Annotated in this window: 18 protein-coding genes; 7 read left to right on the top strand and 11 right to left on the bottom strand. The window is 70.5% G+C overall.

Annotated features, from left to right (window positions below; all coding sequences use genetic code 11):
- Positions 1 to 268 precede the first annotated feature (268 nt).
- Together ASG52_RS12210 and ASG52_RS12205 are read right to left on the bottom strand one after the other, a co-directional pair.
- On the bottom strand, positions 269 to 718 hold the full coding sequence (locus ASG52_RS12210) for a DMT family transporter (protein ID WP_286159027.1): 450 nt from the start codon (positions 716 to 718) through the stop codon (positions 269 to 271).
- 61 nt (positions 719 to 779) lie between these two features.
- Positions 780 to 1169, bottom strand: a complete 390-nt coding sequence (locus tag ASG52_RS12205; protein ID WP_156383907.1) for a response regulator — start codon at positions 1167 to 1169, stop codon at positions 780 to 782.
- Positions 1170 to 1353: 184 nt separating this feature from the next.
- Between ASG52_RS12205 and proB the strand changes: the two genes are divergently transcribed.
- The 4 genes from proB to rsfS all read left to right on the top strand — a co-directional run bounded on the left by proB (position 1354) and on the right by rsfS (position 5094).
- Complete coding sequence (gene proB / locus ASG52_RS12200; protein WP_056243311.1) at positions 1354 to 2487, top strand: glutamate 5-kinase; 1134 nt, start codon at positions 1354 to 1356, stop codon at positions 2485 to 2487.
- 148 nt (positions 2488 to 2635) lie between these two features.
- Positions 2636 to 3934: a glutamate-5-semialdehyde dehydrogenase gene (locus ASG52_RS12195; RefSeq protein ID WP_056243309.1), complete on the top strand. Its 1299-nt coding sequence runs from the start codon at positions 2636 to 2638 to the stop codon at positions 3932 to 3934.
- An 18-nt stretch (positions 3935 to 3952) separates the two neighbouring features.
- A complete protein-coding gene (locus ASG52_RS12190; RefSeq protein ID WP_286159026.1) occupies positions 3953 to 4555 on the top strand; it encodes a nicotinate-nucleotide adenylyltransferase in 603 nt (200 codons plus the stop codon).
- Between the two features lie 92 nt (positions 4556 to 4647).
- The gene (rsfS, locus tag ASG52_RS12185) at positions 4648 to 5094 is read left to right on the top strand and encodes a ribosome silencing factor (protein ID WP_082552512.1); all 447 of its coding nucleotides are present in this window, start codon (positions 4648 to 4650) and stop codon (positions 5092 to 5094) included.
- 17 nt (positions 5095 to 5111) lie between these two features.
- Here rsfS and ASG52_RS12180 read toward each other — a convergent pair whose 3' ends face one another.
- The 6 genes from ASG52_RS12180 to ASG52_RS12165 form a co-directional block, all read right to left on the bottom strand.
- Positions 5112 to 5663 (bottom strand): GbsR/MarR family transcriptional regulator, encoded by a 552-nt coding sequence (locus ASG52_RS12180; protein ID WP_056243305.1) that lies wholly within the window; start codon positions 5661 to 5663, stop codon positions 5112 to 5114.
- Between the two features lie 181 nt (positions 5664 to 5844).
- On the bottom strand, positions 5845 to 6885 hold the full coding sequence (locus tag ASG52_RS12175) for an aldose epimerase family protein (RefSeq protein WP_056243303.1): 1041 nt from the start codon (positions 6883 to 6885) through the stop codon (positions 5845 to 5847).
- An 85-nt stretch (positions 6886 to 6970) separates the two neighbouring features.
- Positions 6971 to 7096 carry a hypothetical protein gene (locus ASG52_RS28305; protein ID WP_286159024.1) on the bottom strand — a complete coding sequence of 42 codons (126 nt, stop codon included), beginning with the start codon at positions 7094 to 7096 and terminating at the stop codon, positions 6971 to 6973.
- Complete coding sequence (locus tag ASG52_RS26265) at positions 7093 to 7329, bottom strand: hypothetical protein (RefSeq protein WP_082552510.1); 237 nt, start codon at positions 7327 to 7329, stop codon at positions 7093 to 7095. Before ASG52_RS26265 ends, ASG52_RS28305 begins: the two co-directional genes overlap by 4 nt.
- A gap of 18 nt (positions 7330 to 7347) precedes the next feature.
- The gene (locus ASG52_RS12170; protein ID WP_056243301.1) at positions 7348 to 9138 is read right to left on the bottom strand and encodes an ABC transporter ATP-binding protein; all 1791 of its coding nucleotides are present in this window, start codon (positions 9136 to 9138) and stop codon (positions 7348 to 7350) included.
- An 84-nt stretch (positions 9139 to 9222) separates the two neighbouring features.
- Positions 9223 to 9732 carry a Spy/CpxP family protein refolding chaperone gene (locus ASG52_RS12165; RefSeq protein ID WP_286159023.1) on the bottom strand — a complete coding sequence of 170 codons (510 nt, stop codon included), beginning with the start codon at positions 9730 to 9732 and terminating at the stop codon, positions 9223 to 9225.
- Positions 9733 to 10063: 331 nt separating this feature from the next.
- On the opposite strand from ASG52_RS12165, the gene ASG52_RS12160 reads away from it, so the two are divergent.
- Positions 10064 to 10981 carry a metal ABC transporter substrate-binding protein gene (locus ASG52_RS12160; protein ID WP_156383906.1) on the top strand — a complete coding sequence of 306 codons (918 nt, stop codon included), beginning with the start codon at positions 10064 to 10066 and terminating at the stop codon, positions 10979 to 10981.
- Between the two features lie 24 nt (positions 10982 to 11005).
- Here the strand turns inward: ASG52_RS12160 and ASG52_RS12155 are convergent, their stop codons facing one another.
- The 3 genes from ASG52_RS12155 to ftsE form a co-directional block, all read right to left on the bottom strand.
- Positions 11006 to 11707 carry a YdcF family protein gene (locus tag ASG52_RS12155; protein ID WP_056243346.1) on the bottom strand — a complete coding sequence of 234 codons (702 nt, stop codon included), beginning with the start codon at positions 11705 to 11707 and terminating at the stop codon, positions 11006 to 11008.
- A 193-nt stretch (positions 11708 to 11900) separates the two neighbouring features.
- Complete coding sequence (locus ASG52_RS12150) at positions 11901 to 12863, bottom strand: cell division protein FtsX (RefSeq protein WP_056243297.1); 963 nt, start codon at positions 12861 to 12863, stop codon at positions 11901 to 11903.
- Positions 12863 to 13573, bottom strand: a complete 711-nt coding sequence (gene ftsE / locus ASG52_RS12145) for a cell division ATP-binding protein FtsE (RefSeq protein ID WP_056243295.1) — start codon at positions 13571 to 13573, stop codon at positions 12863 to 12865. Before ftsE ends, ASG52_RS12150 begins: the two co-directional genes overlap by 1 nt.
- A gap of 150 nt (positions 13574 to 13723) precedes the next feature.
- Here ftsE and ASG52_RS12140 point away from each other — a divergent pair, with 150 nt between their 5' ends.
- Complete coding sequence (locus ASG52_RS12140) at positions 13724 to 14470, top strand: zinc-ribbon domain-containing protein (protein WP_056243294.1); 747 nt, start codon at positions 13724 to 13726, stop codon at positions 14468 to 14470.
- Between the two features lie 110 nt (positions 14471 to 14580).
- The gene (hpt, locus tag ASG52_RS12135; RefSeq protein ID WP_056243345.1) at positions 14581 to 15150 is read left to right on the top strand and encodes a hypoxanthine phosphoribosyltransferase; all 570 of its coding nucleotides are present in this window, start codon (positions 14581 to 14583) and stop codon (positions 15148 to 15150) included.
- Positions 15151 to 15282 lie beyond the last annotated feature (132 nt).

Genomic DNA, 15282 nt, shown 5'->3' with positions numbered 1-15282 from the left:
GAACCGTTGCTTCGGCTCCGCACCGCGCCGTCATTGCGAGGCGGAGCCGAAGCAATCCAGTGCGCGACGTCTTCGGATCGGGCACAGCGCCGAAGACTTTTCGAACGGCCGATCCCACCCCTTCCCCTCATCCTGAGGTGCTGAGCGTAAGCTCAGACTCGAAGGAGGGCTCCAGTTCGCTCAGTGATCCCTGGAGCCCTCCTTCGAGGCTGCTTCGCAGCACCTCAGGATGAGGGCGTTGGGTAGGACCAATCCGACGAACGGACTCTCAAAACATACTGATCAGCGCCACCCCCGCGATCAGCAGCACTGCGCCGAAAATGCGAAAAGAATTGGCTTCGTGGACCGGCACGCCCATCAGCCCGAAATGGTCGAAGGCGAGCGAGGCCAGCATTTGGCCGACCAGGATCAGGGCGATCAGCGAGGCCGCGCCGATGCGCGGCAGCAGGAACACCGAGCCGACGATGTAGAGCGCGCCGAGCCCGCCGCCGATCCAGGCGTACCAGGGCGCCCGCCCCGCCGCACTGATCGTCGGTACGCTCTCGCGCAGGATCGCGATGACGACGAGCACCGCGATCCCGCCGACGGCGAAGTTGGTGAAGCCCGCCCACAGGCCCGAGCCGAGCGCCCCGCGCAGCTTGGCGTTCGCCGCCTGCTGCACCACGAAGGCGACGCCGGCCAGCATCGCCGCCAAGTAGAATCCGATCGGTGAGGTCAAGGGTCCGGGCTCCCGCCACTTCTGTCCGAGGCGGGGAAGCTGTGGCGCGAGAGCCCGTCGGCTATCCCTGCGGCAGCAAACGGCTCAGGGCGGTGAGCACCGCGGCGAGCGCCACCGGCTTTTCCAGGCACGGCAACCCGATATGGGCCTCGGACAGACTGGAACACTCGTAGCCGGTGACGAGGAGCAGCGGCACCTTGAGAGTCACCAGCCGATCGACCAGGGGCTCGGCCCGCTCGCCGCGCAGGTTCATGTCGATCACTGCCGCGTCGAGTTCAGGCTCCGGCGCGAGCAGCGCCAGCGCCGAGGCGAGGGTGCCGGTGGGGCCGAGCACCAGAGCGCCGGCCCGGCGCAGGCCGGCCGAAAGCTCGTCCGCCCAGAAATAGTCGTCCTCGATCACGAGCACGCGTCGATCCCGCAGCAGGCTCTCCCAGGCGCGGTTCTCGGGCAACGGCATATTCTCGCCTACGCCGCCGGATCGGCGGTCCTCATTCACGCGAACTTGTACAGGCTTTGTGCCCGGAAACGAAAACCGGAGCGCCCCACCGGGGGCGGCACCCATGCGCCCTGCCCGTCTGGTCAAGGCCGGCCGCTTGAGGCACAGGAACGGCGTCGTCCCGCCTTTCGCTCCGCCTATGTCCGTGCCTCAGCCGCCCGCCCTCGAAGAGTTCCGCCGCGTCGTCGTGAAGGTCGGCTCCGCGCTGCTGGTCGACAGTGCGCGGGGCCGCTTGCGCCATGCGTGGCTCGCGGCGCTCGCCGAGGACATCGCCGACCTGCATGCGCGCGGCGTCGATGTGCTCGTGGTCTCCTCGGGCGCCATCGCGCTCGGCCGCACCGTGCTCGGCCTGCCGCCGGGCCCGCTGCGGCTGGAGGAGAGCCAAGCGTCGGCCGCCGTCGGGCAGATCGCGCTCGCGCGCCACTGGACCGAGGTGCTCGGCCATCACGGCATCGTCGCCGGCCAGGTGCTCGTGACCCCGAAGGACACCGAGGAGCGCCGCCGCTACCTCAACGCGCGGGCGACCGTGCAGAAGCTCTTGGAAGTCCGCGCCGTGCCGGTCGTCAACGAGAACGACACGGTGGCGACGATCGAGATCCGCTACGGCGACAACGACCGCTTGGCCGCCCGCGTTGCGACCATGATCGGCGCCGACGTGCTGGTGCTGTTCTCCGACATCGACGGGCTCTACACCGCCCCGCCCCACACCGATCCGGACGCCCGCCACCTGCCCGTGGTCGAGCGCGTGACGCCGGAGATCGAGGCGATGGCCGGAGGCCCGGCCTCGGAACTGTCGCGCGGCGGTATGCGCACCAAGGTCGAGGCCGCCAAGATCGCGGCCTCGGGTGGCACCCACATGGTCATCGCCGACGGGCGGCGAAAAAATCCGTTGCGCACCATCCGCGAGGGCGGGCGCTGCACGTGGTTCCTCTCCGGCTCGACACCCACCGCCGCGCGAAAGACCTGGATCGCGGGGGCGCTGGAGCCGTCGGGTACGCTCGTCGTCGATGCCGGCGCGGCCCAGGCGCTGCGCGGCGGCGCGAGCCTGCTGCCGGTCGGCGTCACGGGAATCGAGGGCCGCTTCGCCAAGGGCGACGCCGTGCTGATCCGCGGCCCCGAGGGGCGCGTGCTCGGCCGCGGCCTCGTCAACTACGATAGTGCCGAGGCCGCGGCCATCATCGGCCGCTCCAGCCGCGACATCGCCGCGAGCGCGGCTCAGCCGGGGCGCACCGAGATGATCCACCGCGACGACCTCGCCATGGTGGGCAGCTGACCGGTATCATCGCGCACCTCGCCTCGGTGCGATGAAATATCGTGCCGACAACGCGCCGCACGTGCTTGTTCAACCCCCGCGCGTCATGCAAAGGGGCGCATCGGGGTCCATATGGACCTCTCAAGACGTCAATCAGGGAAGCGGGAACGTGCCGGTCCTGAACCTCAAGTCCGATTTCGCGGGTGCCGACGACCTCGCGACCCAAATGACCGAGATCGGCCGGCGTGCCCGCGCGGCGAGCCGGGGCATCGCGCTCGCCTCCGCCCAGGCCAAGGACCTCGCCCTGCGCGCGGTCGCCGAGAGCATCCGTGAGGCCGCGCCGACGATCCTGCGCGAAAACGCCCGCGACGTCACCGCCGGCAAGGCCGCGGGCCTCACCGCGGCGATCATCGACCGGCTGACGCTGGACGAGGCCCGCGTCTCGGCCATCGCCGAGGCGGTGGAGAAGGTGGCCGGTCTGGCCGATCCGGTCGGGCGCCAGCTCGCCGCCTTCGAGCGGCCGAACGGCCTGCTGATCGAGCGCATCTCGGTGCCGCTCGGCGTCGTCGGCGTGATCTTCGAGAGCCGCCCCAACGTCACGGCCGATGCCGGCGCGCTCTGCCTCAAGGCCGGCAACGCCGCGATCCTGCGCGCCGGCTCGGATTCGCACCGCACCGCCACCGCCATCGCCGCCGCCATGAGCGAGGGGCTGGCCCGCTCCGGCCTGCCCGCGGACGCGATCCAACTCGTTCCGACCCGCGACCGCGCGGCGGTCGGCCTGATGCTGGCGGGCCTCGACGGCTGTGTCGACGTGATCGTGCCCCGCGGCGGGCGCAGCCTCGTCGAGCGCGTCCAGTCGGAAGCCAAGGTCCCGGTCTTCGCCCATCTCGACGGCGTCTGCCATGTCTATGTCGGGGCGCAGGCCGATCTCGGCATGGCCCGCACCGTGCTGCTCAACAGCAAGATGCGCCGCACCGGCATCTGCGGCGCCGCCGAGACGCTGCTGGTCGATGCCGCCGTCGCCGAGACCCACCTCAAGCCGCTCATCGAGGCGTTGCTCGAATCCGGCTGCGCGGTGCGCGGCGACGAGACGGTCCGCGCCGCCGATCCGCGGGTGAGCCCGGCGAGCGAAGCCGACTGGCGCACCGAGTATCTCGACGCGATCATCTCGGCCCGCGTGGTCGATGGACTGGACGCGGCCATCGCCCATATCGAGGCCAACGGCTCGCACCACACCGACGCGATCATCACCGACGACAACGAGGCGGCGACCCGCTTCCTCAACGAGGTCGATTCGGCCATCGTCGTCCACAACGCCTCGACCCAGTTCGCCGACGGCGGCGAGTTCGGCTTCGGCGCCGAGATCGGCATCGCCACCGGCCGGATGCACGCCCGCGGCCCGGTCGGCGTCGAGCAGCTCACCACCTTCAAGTACCGCGTCCACGGCAGCGGCCAGACCCGGCCGTGACCGCCCGCTGACCTGCGCTTGCGCACGGACATCCTTCCGCCGGCCGCCCGCGGCCAGCGGATCGGCCTCTACGGCGGCTCGTTCAACCCGGCCCATGCCGGGCATCTCCATGTCGGCCGCACGGCTTTGCGGCGGCTGCGGCTCGACCGGGTGTGGTGGCTCGTCACCCCCGGCAATCCGCTGAAAGACGTAGGCGAGCTGGCGCCGCTGGACGCGCGGATCACGCAGGCGCGCCATATCGCCACCGATCCGCGCATCGTCGTGACGGGTTTCGAGGCCGGTCTCGGGCTGCGTTACACCGTCGAGACCCTGCGCCAGTTGCGCCGCCGCCGGCCCGATTTGCGCTTCGTCTGGATCATGGGCGCCGATTCGCTCGGTAGCTTCCACCGCTGGCGCCACTACGAGGAAATCGCGGCGCTGATGCCGATCGCGGTGATCGACCGCCCCGGCCACACGCTCACCGCCAAAGCCGCCCGCGCCGCCCGGCGGTTTGCCGCCGCGCGCCTTCCGGAGTGCGAGGCCCCGACCCTCGCTTCCCAAAAACCCCCGGCCTGGGTGTTCCTGCACGGGCCGCGCTCGGCGCTATCCTCGACGGCGTTGCGTGAGGGCCAGAGCCCCTGAATGGCGCCAAACCGTTCACGATGCCCGGCACGGGCATGGCCGTAGGGCGTTTGGCGAACTTGAAAAGCTTCGAGAAAGCCGCCAATTTCAGCATGCTGGCGGATTCGCCATGCGCCGTTCGTGACGCAGGAACCCGGACACTGACCGAGACCGTGACCCAGGGAGCCGCCGGCTCCGATGCCCAGGCCGCCGCGTCCGGCGCCCTCAAGGCCCTTGCCCTCGGCTGCCTCGACGAGATGAAGGCCGAGGAGACCGTCGAGATCGACCTCGTCGGCAAGACCTCGCTCGCCGACACGATGATCATCGCCTCCGGCCGCTCGCAGCGCCATGTCGGCTCGATCGCCGACAAGATCATCCAGGAGATGAAGAACCGGGGCTTCGGCAACGCCCGTGTCGAGGGCCTGCCGGCCTGCGACTGGGTTCTGATCGATGCGGGCGATGTGCTCGTCCACATCTTCCGCCCCGAAGTGCGCGGCTTCTACAACCTCGAGAAGATTTGGGGTTCCGACCGGCCGAGCGGGCATTTGCTCGCGGGTTAGTACCCCGCGAGTGCCCCCTATCTCACCGGCAGATATCGCACGATTCCGGCCCCGAGCCGGATCAGCTTGGCCAGCGTGTTGTGGGGCACCCGCAGCATCTGCGCGTACCAGCCGTCGAGCGTCTCGGTGAAATCGAGCATCGCCTTGAGGCGCCGGTTCGCCACCGCCCCGACGGTCGGATCGTCCTTCGCTTCCGCCACGCAAGCGCGCAGCGCGACGATGGCTGGATCGATCTCGCGTTCCTTCCGCCCCGCCGCGATGCGGGTGACCATTTCCCACAAGTCGGTCTCGGCGACGTAGAAGTCGCGCCGCTCGCCGAGCACCGGCACCCGCCGGATCAGGTGCCAGCCGGCCAGCTCCTTGAGCGAGGTCGAGACGTTGGAGCGGGCGATGCCCAGCGTGCCGGCGATGTCCTCGGCGGCGAGCGGACGGTCCGACAGGTAGAGCAGCGCGTGGATCTGCGCGACCGACCGGTTCACCCCCCACTGCCCGCCGAGGTCGCCCCAGTGCAGCACGAAGCGCTCGACGGCGGCCGGGAGTTTCTGGGGAATGTCCGAAGTTTCGGTCATGACAGAAACTTCGGATGCAGATGGTGGGATGTCAAGGGCGCGGTCGTTGGGTCGCAGGTGTCGGGAGCGATCCGTTCGCCCGGTCTCGTTTCGCTCGTATCCCAGCGCTGACCCTCGCGCTACGGCATCCAAAAGACCCACGCCGTAGCGCGTGTGCTCGGAGGCGACAGAGGATGACGCCCTACACCGTCGAGAACCGATACGCTGTGCTCGCCACGAAAATCTGCCCCGGCCGGATCACCGTGCTCGGAAACTCCGGGCGGTTGGGCGCGTCGGGAAATCCTTGCGTCTCGAAGCAGACGCCGTCGCCCGATCGATAGGTGCGGCCGGAAGGGCCAACCAGCGTGCCGTCGAGGTTGTTGCCGGTGTAGAGTTGCAGGCCCGGTTGCGTGGTTTCCACGTCCAGGCGCCGCCCGCTGCCCGGATCGGTACAGGTCGCCGCCGGGCGCAAGGTGTCACTGGGTCCGCGCAGCACGAAATTATGGTCGTAGCCCTTGGCGATCACGATCTGCGGGTCGCCCGTGCGGATGCGCGTGCCGAGCGGTGTGGCTTCGCGCAAATCGAACGGCGTGCCCGCCACGTCGCGAATCTCGCCGGTCGGCACCTGCGTCGCGTCGGTCGGCGTGAAGGCGTCGGCGAAGACCGCGACCGCGTGGCCGAACACGTCGCCGGCCCCCTCCCCCGCGAGATTGAAGTAGCTGTGGTTGGTCAGGTTCACGACCGTCGGCCGGTCGCTCCAGGCGCGGTAGTCTATCCGCAGGGTGCCGTCTTCGGGCAGGCTGTAGACCACCTCGGCATCGAGGTTGCCCGGAAACCCCTCCTCCCCGTCCGGGCTGCGTCGCGCCAGTGCCAGACGCGTGGCATCGGCGGCGGCGACGCGCCAGTTGCGCTTGCCGAAGCCGGCGGGGCCGCCGTGCAGGGTGTTGGGCGGGGCGTTGACCGGCAGCGTGTAGGTTTGGCCGTCGAGGGCGAAGCGCCCGCCCGCGATCCGATTGGCGTAGCGGCCCGCCACCGCGCCGAAATGCGGGCTCAAGGTCTCGTAGGCCTCGACGGAGCCTAGCGCGAGGACGACGTTGGCGGATCGTCCCTCGCGGTCCGGCACCTCAATGGCGGTGATGGCCGCGCCGTAGGTGATGATCTCGACCCGCATCGCCCCGCGCACCAGCGCATAGCGGTTCACCGCCTCGCCGGTGGAGGTGCGTCCGAACAATGCGGGTGTCATACGGTCGCTCCCTCGTATCCCGAGGGAAGACGAACGAGAGGCGGCGCCGGTGCCAGCGGCGGGATCACGTTCGCGGGCGGGAAACTCACTCGGCCGGGTCGTTGCGATGGCGGCGGTCGAGGTCCCATTCGTGCAGGCGCATGGCGGCGTAGCCCGAAGCAACCACGAAAAGGGGCGTCACCACGAAGGCGAAGATCGCGTACTCGTTCATGCACGCAGCCTCTTCAGGATCTGTCTTACGATCAGATGTAGGGTGATTGCCGCTGTGGACCAAGCGAGGAGCCCGCCTACCAGAATCCAAAACGGCAATGTCGTTCGAAGGCCGCCGATATTGTACAGATACCCCGCGATCGGCGTCGCGATCCCCACGGTGAAGCACGAGGTCGCCGCCGTGTTCAGCGCGGTGGCCAGCAGCTTCGTCTGCTCGTTGTCGATCAGGCTCATCGAGGCCTGAGGTTAACATCACGCCGGGTCGGCGCCAGCCCGGTTGAGGCCGGAATCGTCGGACAACTGAAGCCTGTGCAGCCGCGCATAGGTGCCGCCGGCCGCGACCAGCTCCTCGTGGCGACCGAGTTCGACCACGCGGCCGGCTTCCAGCACGGCGATGCGGCCGGCCTCGCGCACGGTCGAGAGGCGGTGGGCGATGACCAGCGTGGTGCGGCCGCGCATCAGCCGTTCCAGGGCCGCCTGCACCAGATGCTCGGATTCGGAGTCGAGCGCCGAGGTCGCCTCGTCGAGGAGCAGGATCGGCGCGTCCTTGAGGAAGGCGCGGGCGAGCGAGATGCGCTGGCGCTCTCCCCCCGACAGGCGCCCGCCGCTCGGGCCGACGCGGAACTCGTAGCCCTCGCCCAGCCGCTCGATGAAGCCGTGGGCCGCCGCCGCCCGAGCCGCCGCCTCGATCTCGACCCGAGAGGCGCCGGGGCGGCCGAAGCCGATATTGGCCGCCACCGTGTCGTCGAACAGCACGACCTCCTGCGAGACCACGGCGACGTTGGCGCGGAGCGAGGCGAGCGTCACGTCGCGCAGGTCCTGCCCGTCGATCAGGACGCGGCCTTGCCCGACGTCGTGCAGCCGCGGCACGAGGTTGAGGAGCGAGGATTTTCCCGAGCCCGAGCGCCCAACGAGCGCCGTGGTCGAGCCCGCGGGCACGACGAGGTCGATGCCTTCTAGCGCCGGCGCGTCGGCGCGGTAGCGGAAATGCACGCGCTCAAAACGGATCTCGCCCGCGGTGACGGTGAGGGCCGCTGCGCCCGGCTTCTCGCGGATGGTCGGCGCCTCGTCCATCACGGCGAAGTAGCGGGTGAGGGCTGCCGCCGCTTCCTGCAGGATGGCGTTGAGGGTGCCGAGCGCGCGGGCCGGCTGTGCCGCGAGCAGCAGAGCGGCGACATAGCCGGTGAAGTCGCCGACCGTCCGGTCGCCCGACATCACCCGCTGGCCCACCAGCACCAGCACCCCGGCCACCGCGAAGCCGCCGCCGACTTCGAGCAGCGGGTCGAGCCGGCCGCGGGCGTTGGCGGCCTTCATCTTGAGGCGACGCACCTCGTCGAGCGCCTGCGTGGCGCGTCCTTTGAGGTAGCCCTCCAGCGCGTAGGTCTTGGCGACCCGCGCCCCTTGCAGGCTCTCGGTGATGAGGCTCGCGGTGGCGCCCATCTGCTCCTGCGTCGTGGTCGAGACCCGGCGCAGCTTCTTGCCGATCTTCCCGATCGGCCCGGCGACGAACGGCACCATGACCGCGGCGGCGAGCGTCAGCAGCGGGTCCATCCAGACCAGCGCGATCACCAGCGCGATCAGCATGGCGAGGTCGCGCAGCAGCACCGTCGAGATGCGGGTCAGCGCCTCCTTGATGAAGGCGAAATCGGTGGTGAAGCGCTGGGTGAAGGCGGCCGGGCTCTCGCGGCCGAGTTGCGCCAGGTCGGCCTCGATCAGGTGGCCGTACAGCGCCGCCTGCATGTCGGCCTCGACGCGGGTGACGACCCGGTTGGTCAGCACCGTCTGCCCGAACAGGGCGAAGCCCCGCACCGAGGTGACCGCGATGACGACGAGCGGCCCGTAGGCCAGCGCGGACGAATCCTTGTGGTCGAAGGCGTCGAAGGCGGCCTTGATCAGCGCCGGGTAGAGGCCGGTCGCGGCGCCGACGATGGCGATCAGCACCAGCACCACGGCGAGCGTGCCGCGATGGGGCGACAGCCATTCGCGCCAGAGGCGGCCGAGCAGGGGAAGGGTGTCGCCCCTCAGGAGCGGCCGGCGCGCCATATTTTTCCGTATCTTTCCGCGGGAAGCCGGAAGGCTCCCCGCGGGGGTTTGCCGCCGTATCGGCTGCGGATCAAGCGCGGGGGCTCAGTCGCGGCCGTGGCGGTGACGCCAGCCGTGGCCCTCGCCGCCGGGGCGCAGCGGCCGGGCCAGCACCATGGCGCGGCGCTTCTGGCCCTCGTCCAGGGTAGCGAAGAGCGGCGTCGTCGCGTCGGCGAGCTTCCGCAGGGCCTCGCCGCGGGCGGTCGCGGCATCGGCCATGCCGCGCAGCGCGCCGGGAGCGTCGTCCACCATGCGCCCGCGCTCGCGCCGGGCGGTGCGCTGCGCGTCGCGCTGCTTGGCGAGATCGCGGATCGCGGTCTCGACCGGCGGCCACAGCTTCTCCTGATCGGGGGTGAGCGTCAGCCCAGCGCGCAGCGCGGCGACGCGGGCATCGGTGAAGGCCGCCCGATCCTCCGGCGACAGCGCGTTCCAGCGTCCGTGCCAATGGCCGCGGGCGAACGGATCGGGCCGCTCGTTGGCTTGCGCCGCCAGCGCCACGGAGCCGATCCCGATCAGCCCGAGGGCGGCGGCACCCATCATTCTTCGATTCAGCATGGATGAACTCCATCCCGTGAGACACTTCCCCCGAAGTGGCTCGAGAATGGACAAGCTCCCCTCACCGTAGCGTGTCCGGCACATGACAGGTTGTCCATGTTCGGGATTTCACGTCAGCCTCAACCGCCGGCGGCCGCATCCGCGGCCTTGGCTTTCGCTCCGCTCGACGCCTCGGCTGCCGCCGAGGCCCGCTGCGCGGGGCGCTCTTCGCGCCCGGCATACGGTACAATCGCTCATTCAGAGCGATTGCGATGGAGCGTACCTCTCCCGCTCTTGGCGATGTGATAATGTTACACTATGCCGACCCGATCGAAAGCTGGGAGCGGGTTGGATGGGTCGGGCGCTGTTGCGGGTTCTGGTGGTGCTGGCGGCGCTGGCGCCTCTTTCCGCCGCGGCGGGCGAGGCGAAGCTGAAGGCGGTGGCGACCTTCTCGATCCTGGCCGACCTCGTCGCGCAGGTCGGGGGAGACCGGGTGGCGGTCACGAGCCTCGTCGGGCCGGATGCCGACGCCCACGGCTACAGCCCGGCGCCGGGCGATGCCCGCCGCGTGGCGGAGGCCGATCTCGTCGTCGTCAACGGCCTCGGCTTCGAGGGCTGGATCGAGCGGCTGATCCGCGCCTCGGGCACCAAGGCGCCCGTGGTCACGGCGTCGGCCGGCATCAAGACGATCCCGGCGAGCGAGGAGCACGACCACGATCATGGACATAGCCACGGCGAGGGAGACCATCCCGATCCGCATGCGTGGCAGAGCGTGGCCAACGTGAAGACCTACGTGGCCAACATCCGCGACGCGCTGGCCAAGGCCGATCCGGACCACGCTGCCGACTATTCCGCGCGGGCTGCGGCCTACACCGAACAACTCGCCGCGCTGGACGGGGAGATCAGAGCCGGACTCGCGACGATCCCCGAGGGGCAGCGGCGGGTCATCACCACCCACGATTCGTTCGGCTACTACGCGGCGGCCTACGGCCTGCGCTTCCTGGCGCCGCAGGGCATCTCGACCAACAGCGAGGCCGGCCCCAAGGACGTCGCCCGCATCATCCGCCAGATCCGTCGCGACAAGGTGCCCGCGGTGTTCGTGGAGAGCATCGCCGACCCCCGGCTGATGCAGCAGATCGCCCGCGAGAGCGGCGCCAAGGTCGGCGCCCGGCTGTTTTCCGACGCGCTCAGCGGCCCGACCGGCCCGGCGCCGACCTATCTGGATATGATGCGCGCGAACTTGAAAGCGTTTCGCGAGGCGTTGAGCTGAGGCCGAGCCCTCAACTGACGCCGATCAATTCATTTCGCGCATCAGGCGCTCGGCCACGATCTTCACCGGTTTGCGGCGGCCGACCAGAACGGCGAAGTGGGATTGTTCCGGGTCGGATTCGATCTGCGTGCGCAGCCACGCGACGAGGAACTTGAGGTATTCGGCGCCAACCAGCCGGGCGGCGGAGGGGTCGGCCCACCAGCGCGACACGTCGAAGCCGTCGGAGACGACCGGATAGGGGATGACCGTCTCGCCCTCGTCGAGCGCGTGGTGCAACTCCACCAGCGTGCGCGGCATGTGGTAGTTCGAGGTCACCACCGCGATGCTGTTGAAGCCGTGGCGGCGCATCCAGCGGCGGGTCTCGATGGCGTTGCCGATGGTGTTGCGCGCCCGGTAGTCGAGATCGATGCAGCAATCGATCCAGTGCTGCTGGTTCGGGTTGAGCCGGGCGATCTCGTCGCGGCTGGTGCGCTCGTTGACGCCGGAGATCAGCAGGCGGCGGCCGTGGCCGTTGGACAGGAGGTCGATGGCGTCGCCGATGCGTTGCGAGCCGCCGGTGAGCACGACGATGGCGTCCGCCCGGCCGGCGGGCGGGCGCTCGGCCCGCTCGATCGCGGTGACGAAGGCGAAGAAGCCGCCCGCCAGCGCCAGCAACCCCAGCACCCCGACGAGGACGGCGAGCCGCAGCAGGAGGCGCCCCCGGCCGGTCTTTCGCGCCTCACGCATCCGCGGCGGCACCGGCGCCGACCAGGACCAGCCGAGCGCATCCCTTGCTCTCAAGGCCAGGGCGCCGGTCGTCGTCGGACGTGACGTTCGCGCGGACATGGGCGACAGGACAGCGGCTCATTGCGGTATCATGGAGGCGGAGATTCGGTCCGCAATGCTTGACGAAAGGTTAACGGCCTCTCTGAGAGAATGATCAGCGCAGGAAGTGGCGCACCGTCACCCGCGAGACGATGGCGGTGACGACGGAGGCGATGGCGCCGATCACGACGATCACGGCGTAACCCTGCCAGCCGATTTGGAAGGTGCCGAACAGGGCCGCGATCTCCTCCCCCGCCGGGCCGGAGCGCCACGCGCGGGCGGCCAACCCGGCGAGCGCGCAGACGAGGAGCGCCGCGCCGGCCCCGAGGGCACCGCCGCGCAGCCCCAGACGGAAGAACCGGCTCTGGAAGGCCTTCGCGATGTAGGCGTCGTCGGCCCCGACGAAGTGCAGCACCTCGACCACCTCGCGGTTGCCCGCCATGGCGCCCCGCGTGGCGAACACCACGGCCAGACCGGTGGCGATCAGCACCAGGGCGACGACGCCGATGCCGATGCCGGCGAGCGTGTTGGCCATCACCGAGAGCCGCTGGAGCCAGAGCGCGTGGTCGTCGAGGCTCGCCACGCCCGGCAGCGCCTCGGTCAGCGCGGTGCGCAAGGTCGAGAGGTCGGGGCGCGCATCCGGCGGCAGGGTCAGCGCGATCAGCCGCGGCACCGGCAGGTCCGACAGGTCGAGGCCGGCGCCGAGCCAGGGCTCCAGCAGCCGCTCGGATTCGGCCTTGGTGAAGACGCGGGCGCCGACGATGCCAGGGTGCGCCCGGGCGATGCTCTCCGCCCGCTTCACGTCGGCCTCGATGTCGCGGCCGGCGCCGGGGCGGATCTGCACCGTCACCTCCTGCGCGACGCTGCCCTGCCACTGGCCGGCGCTCGATACGGCGATCTCGGCCGCCCCCGCGCAGAGGGCGGCCAGGAAGGTCAGGATGGCGATGACGGCGGCGAGCGCCCGGCTCGCCGCGGAATCGGTCGGCACCAGGGGGGCGTTGCGCCGGAGATTGGCCGGCAGCGAAGGCGCGGCGCTCTCGGCCGGGCGCGCGGGCGCGGGGGGGCGGGCCTCGTTCATCAGTTCTCGATCCGCAGGCGGCCCTCGCCGAGCACCATGCGGCGGGCATCGACGAGGTCCATCAGGCCGTAATCGTGGGTGGCGATCAGCACCGAGGTGCCGAGCCGGTTCAGCTCCATGAACAGGCGCAGCAGGCGCCGGGCGAGGCTCGGATCGACGTTGCCGGTGGGCTCGTCGGCGAGCAGCAATTCGGGCCGGGCGATGAGCGCGCGGGCAATCGCCGCGCGCTGCTTCTCCCCGCCCGACAGGAGCGGCGGCAGCACGTGCATGCGCTCGCCCAGCCCCACCCAGCGCAGAAGTTCCACCACCTCGGCCCGGTAGCTCGCCTCCGACCGCTCCTGCACGCGAAGCGGGAGCGCGACGTTCTCGTAGGTGGTGAGGTGGTCGAGCAGGCGGAAATCCTGGAACACCACGCCCATGCGGCGCCGCAGACCCGTCAGCGCGTCGTTGGAGATGCCGCTCACCTCCTCGCCGAACACCGAGACGAGCCCCCGCGTCGGCTTCACCGAGAGCAGGATGAGGCGCAGCAGCGTGGTTTTCCCTGCGCCCGAGGGCCCGGTGAGGAACTGGAACGAGTGGGGCGCGATCTCGAAGCTCACGTCGGAGAGCACCTCGGACCCGAGCCCGTAGCGCATGCCGACACTCTCGAAGCGGACGACAGGCTCCTGCGCGCCGGACAGCAGGCTGCCCGTGTTCTTCCCAGCCGACAAGGCTCGCTCCACCTGACTCTCGTGGGGCCCGGACCGGGGTCCGGGGCGCTGCGGCCGGCTTCACGGCCGGTTAACCCTACTGGGGGAGAACGTTTGTGTCCTTTTCGAGCGCGCGGCAACCCGCCGCCCCGGACTCAGCCGCGTATCCCCATGCTGATCGTCTGCCCGGCCTGCGCCAGCGAGTACCGCATCGATGCCGAGAAGGTCGGCGCCGCCGGCCGCTCGGTGCGCTGCGCCGCCTGCCGCGAGACGTGGTACATCGGCCCCGACGACGTCGCCGCGGGCCTGCTGGCCGAGATGGCGCCGGAGACCGACCCGTTCAAAACCGCGCTCGGCGGCGAGGCGCCCGAAGCCGCGCCGCCGGCTCAAACGGAAGAGGCGCCCCCGCCGCGCCGCCGCGCGCCGCCGAAGGTCGCGCGCAAGCCGAAGCGGGCGGGCCCGCGCCGCCTCTCACCCGCGCTGGCCGCGGGCCTCACGGTGGCCGCCCTGTTGCCGCTGGCCCTGCTCGGCCGCGCCACCGTGGTGCGGGCGATGCCGCAGACCGCCGGGCTCTATGCCGGCATCGGCCTCACGGTGAACCTGCGCGGCATCGATTTCTCCGATCTCGCCGCCTTCCAGAGCCCGGCCGAGGGCGCCGAGCCGGCCCGCCTCGTGGTCGAGGGCGACCTCGTCGGCGTCGCCCGCGAGCGGGTGGCGGTGCCGCCTGTGGAGATAGAGGTGCGCGACGAGCACGGGCAGTCGCTCTACCGCTGGTCGGTGCCCGGCCCCCGCGCGGCGCTGGAGCCCGGCGAGCGCGCCCGCTTCAAGGCGAGCCTGTCGGCCCCCCCGGCCCTGGGGCGCCGCGTCGAGGTGCGCTTCGGCGAGACCGCGCCGCTGCCTGCGACGCAGGACCACTGACGCGCAGCCATCCGGTTCGGACCCTGGCGGCGGGGCCTCCGCGTGCTATGCTCCCCCGCAGCACCCTCTTTCGGCGCCGGCCGCGAGCGTCCCAGGTTTTCAAGATCCGCATGAGCACCGCATCCAAACGCGTCCGCGTCCTGTTCGACGAGGCCACGATCGCCCAGCGCAACGACGAACTCGCCGCCGAGATCGTCGCGGCCAAGCCCGACAACCTCCTCGTCGTCGCGGTGCTCAAGGGCAGCTTCATGTTCGCCGCCGACCTGCTGCGGGCGCTGCATCGCGCCGGCCTGTCGCCGCAGGTCGAGTTCGTCCACCTGTCGAGCTACCGCACCTCCACCGTGTCGTCGGGGCAGGTCGAAATCCTGCGCGACGTGCAGAGCGAGGTGCGCGGGCGCGACGTGCTGCTCGTGGACGACATCCTCGAATCCGGCCGCACCGTGGTCTTCGCCAAGGACCTGCTGATGGCCCGCGGCGCCCGGCGGGTGCTCACCGCGGTTCTGCTGGAAAAGCCCGGCAAGCGCGCGGTGACGATCGAGGCGGATTTCGTCGGCTTCACGTGTCCCGATGTGTTCGTCGTCGGCTACGGCATGGACGCGGCCCACGCCTTCCGCCAACTGCCCTTCGTCGGCCTCGTCGATTACGAGAGCACCGACCCGGACCTGTTCGGCGGCGCCTGACGCCGCGTCGGCGGCGCTTGACGCCGCCCAGACAGTCGAGACTGATAAATCGGCGACACTCCGCCCATAAAAGCGGCGGAAGGAACCTGAAGCCCTGCAAAGGCTTGACAGGCTACGGTCGCGCTTGATCAA

It is taken from the genome of Methylobacterium sp. Leaf456 (assembly GCF_001425465.1).
Classification (GTDB): Bacteria; Pseudomonadota; Alphaproteobacteria; order Rhizobiales; family Beijerinckiaceae; genus Methylobacterium.
Note: the sequence above shows the minus strand (reverse complement) of the source record. Positions and strands in the feature narration are given on the sequence as shown.

Excerpts from the sequence above, each read along its gene's own strand:
- rsfS (WP_082552512.1), top strand. The coding sequence starts at position 4,648 with ATGCTGGCGGATTCGCCATGCGCCGTTCGTGACGCAGGAACCCGGACA.
- ASG52_RS12170 (WP_056243301.1), bottom strand. The coding sequence starts at position 9,138 with ATGGCGCGCCGGCCGCTCCTGAGGGGCGACACCCTTCCCCTGCTCGGC.
- ASG52_RS12160 (WP_156383906.1), top strand. The coding sequence starts at position 10,064 with ATGGGTCGGGCGCTGTTGCGGGTTCTGGTGGTGCTGGCGGCGCTGGCG.
- hpt (WP_056243345.1), top strand. The coding sequence starts at position 14,581 with ATGAGCACCGCATCCAAACGCGTCCGCGTCCTGTTCGACGAGGCCACG.
- ASG52_RS26265 (WP_082552510.1), bottom strand. The coding sequence starts at position 7,329 with ATGAGCCTGATCGACAACGAGCAGACGAAGCTGCTGGCCACCGCGCTG.
- proB (WP_056243311.1), top strand. The coding sequence starts at position 1,354 with ATGTCCGTGCCTCAGCCGCCCGCCCTCGAAGAGTTCCGCCGCGTCGTC.
- ASG52_RS12175 (WP_056243303.1), bottom strand. The coding sequence starts at position 6,885 with ATGACACCCGCATTGTTCGGACGCACCTCCACCGGCGAGGCGGTGAAC.
- ASG52_RS12140 (WP_056243294.1), top strand. The coding sequence starts at position 13,724 with ATGCTGATCGTCTGCCCGGCCTGCGCCAGCGAGTACCGCATCGATGCC.
- ASG52_RS28305 (WP_286159024.1), bottom strand. The coding sequence starts at position 7,096 with ATGAACGAGTACGCGATCTTCGCCTTCGTGGTGACGCCCCTTTTCGTG.
- ASG52_RS12180 (WP_056243305.1), bottom strand. The coding sequence starts at position 5,663 with ATGACCGAAACTTCGGACATTCCCCAGAAACTCCCGGCCGCCGTCGAG.
- ASG52_RS12150 (WP_056243297.1), bottom strand. The coding sequence starts at position 12,863 with ATGAACGAGGCCCGCCCCCCCGCGCCCGCGCGCCCGGCCGAGAGCGCC.
- ASG52_RS12155 (WP_056243346.1), bottom strand. The coding sequence starts at position 11,707 with ATGCGTGAGGCGCGAAAGACCGGCCGGGGGCGCCTCCTGCTGCGGCTC.
- ASG52_RS12165 (WP_286159023.1), bottom strand. The coding sequence starts at position 9,732 with ATGCTGAATCGAAGAATGATGGGTGCCGCCGCCCTCGGGCTGATCGGG.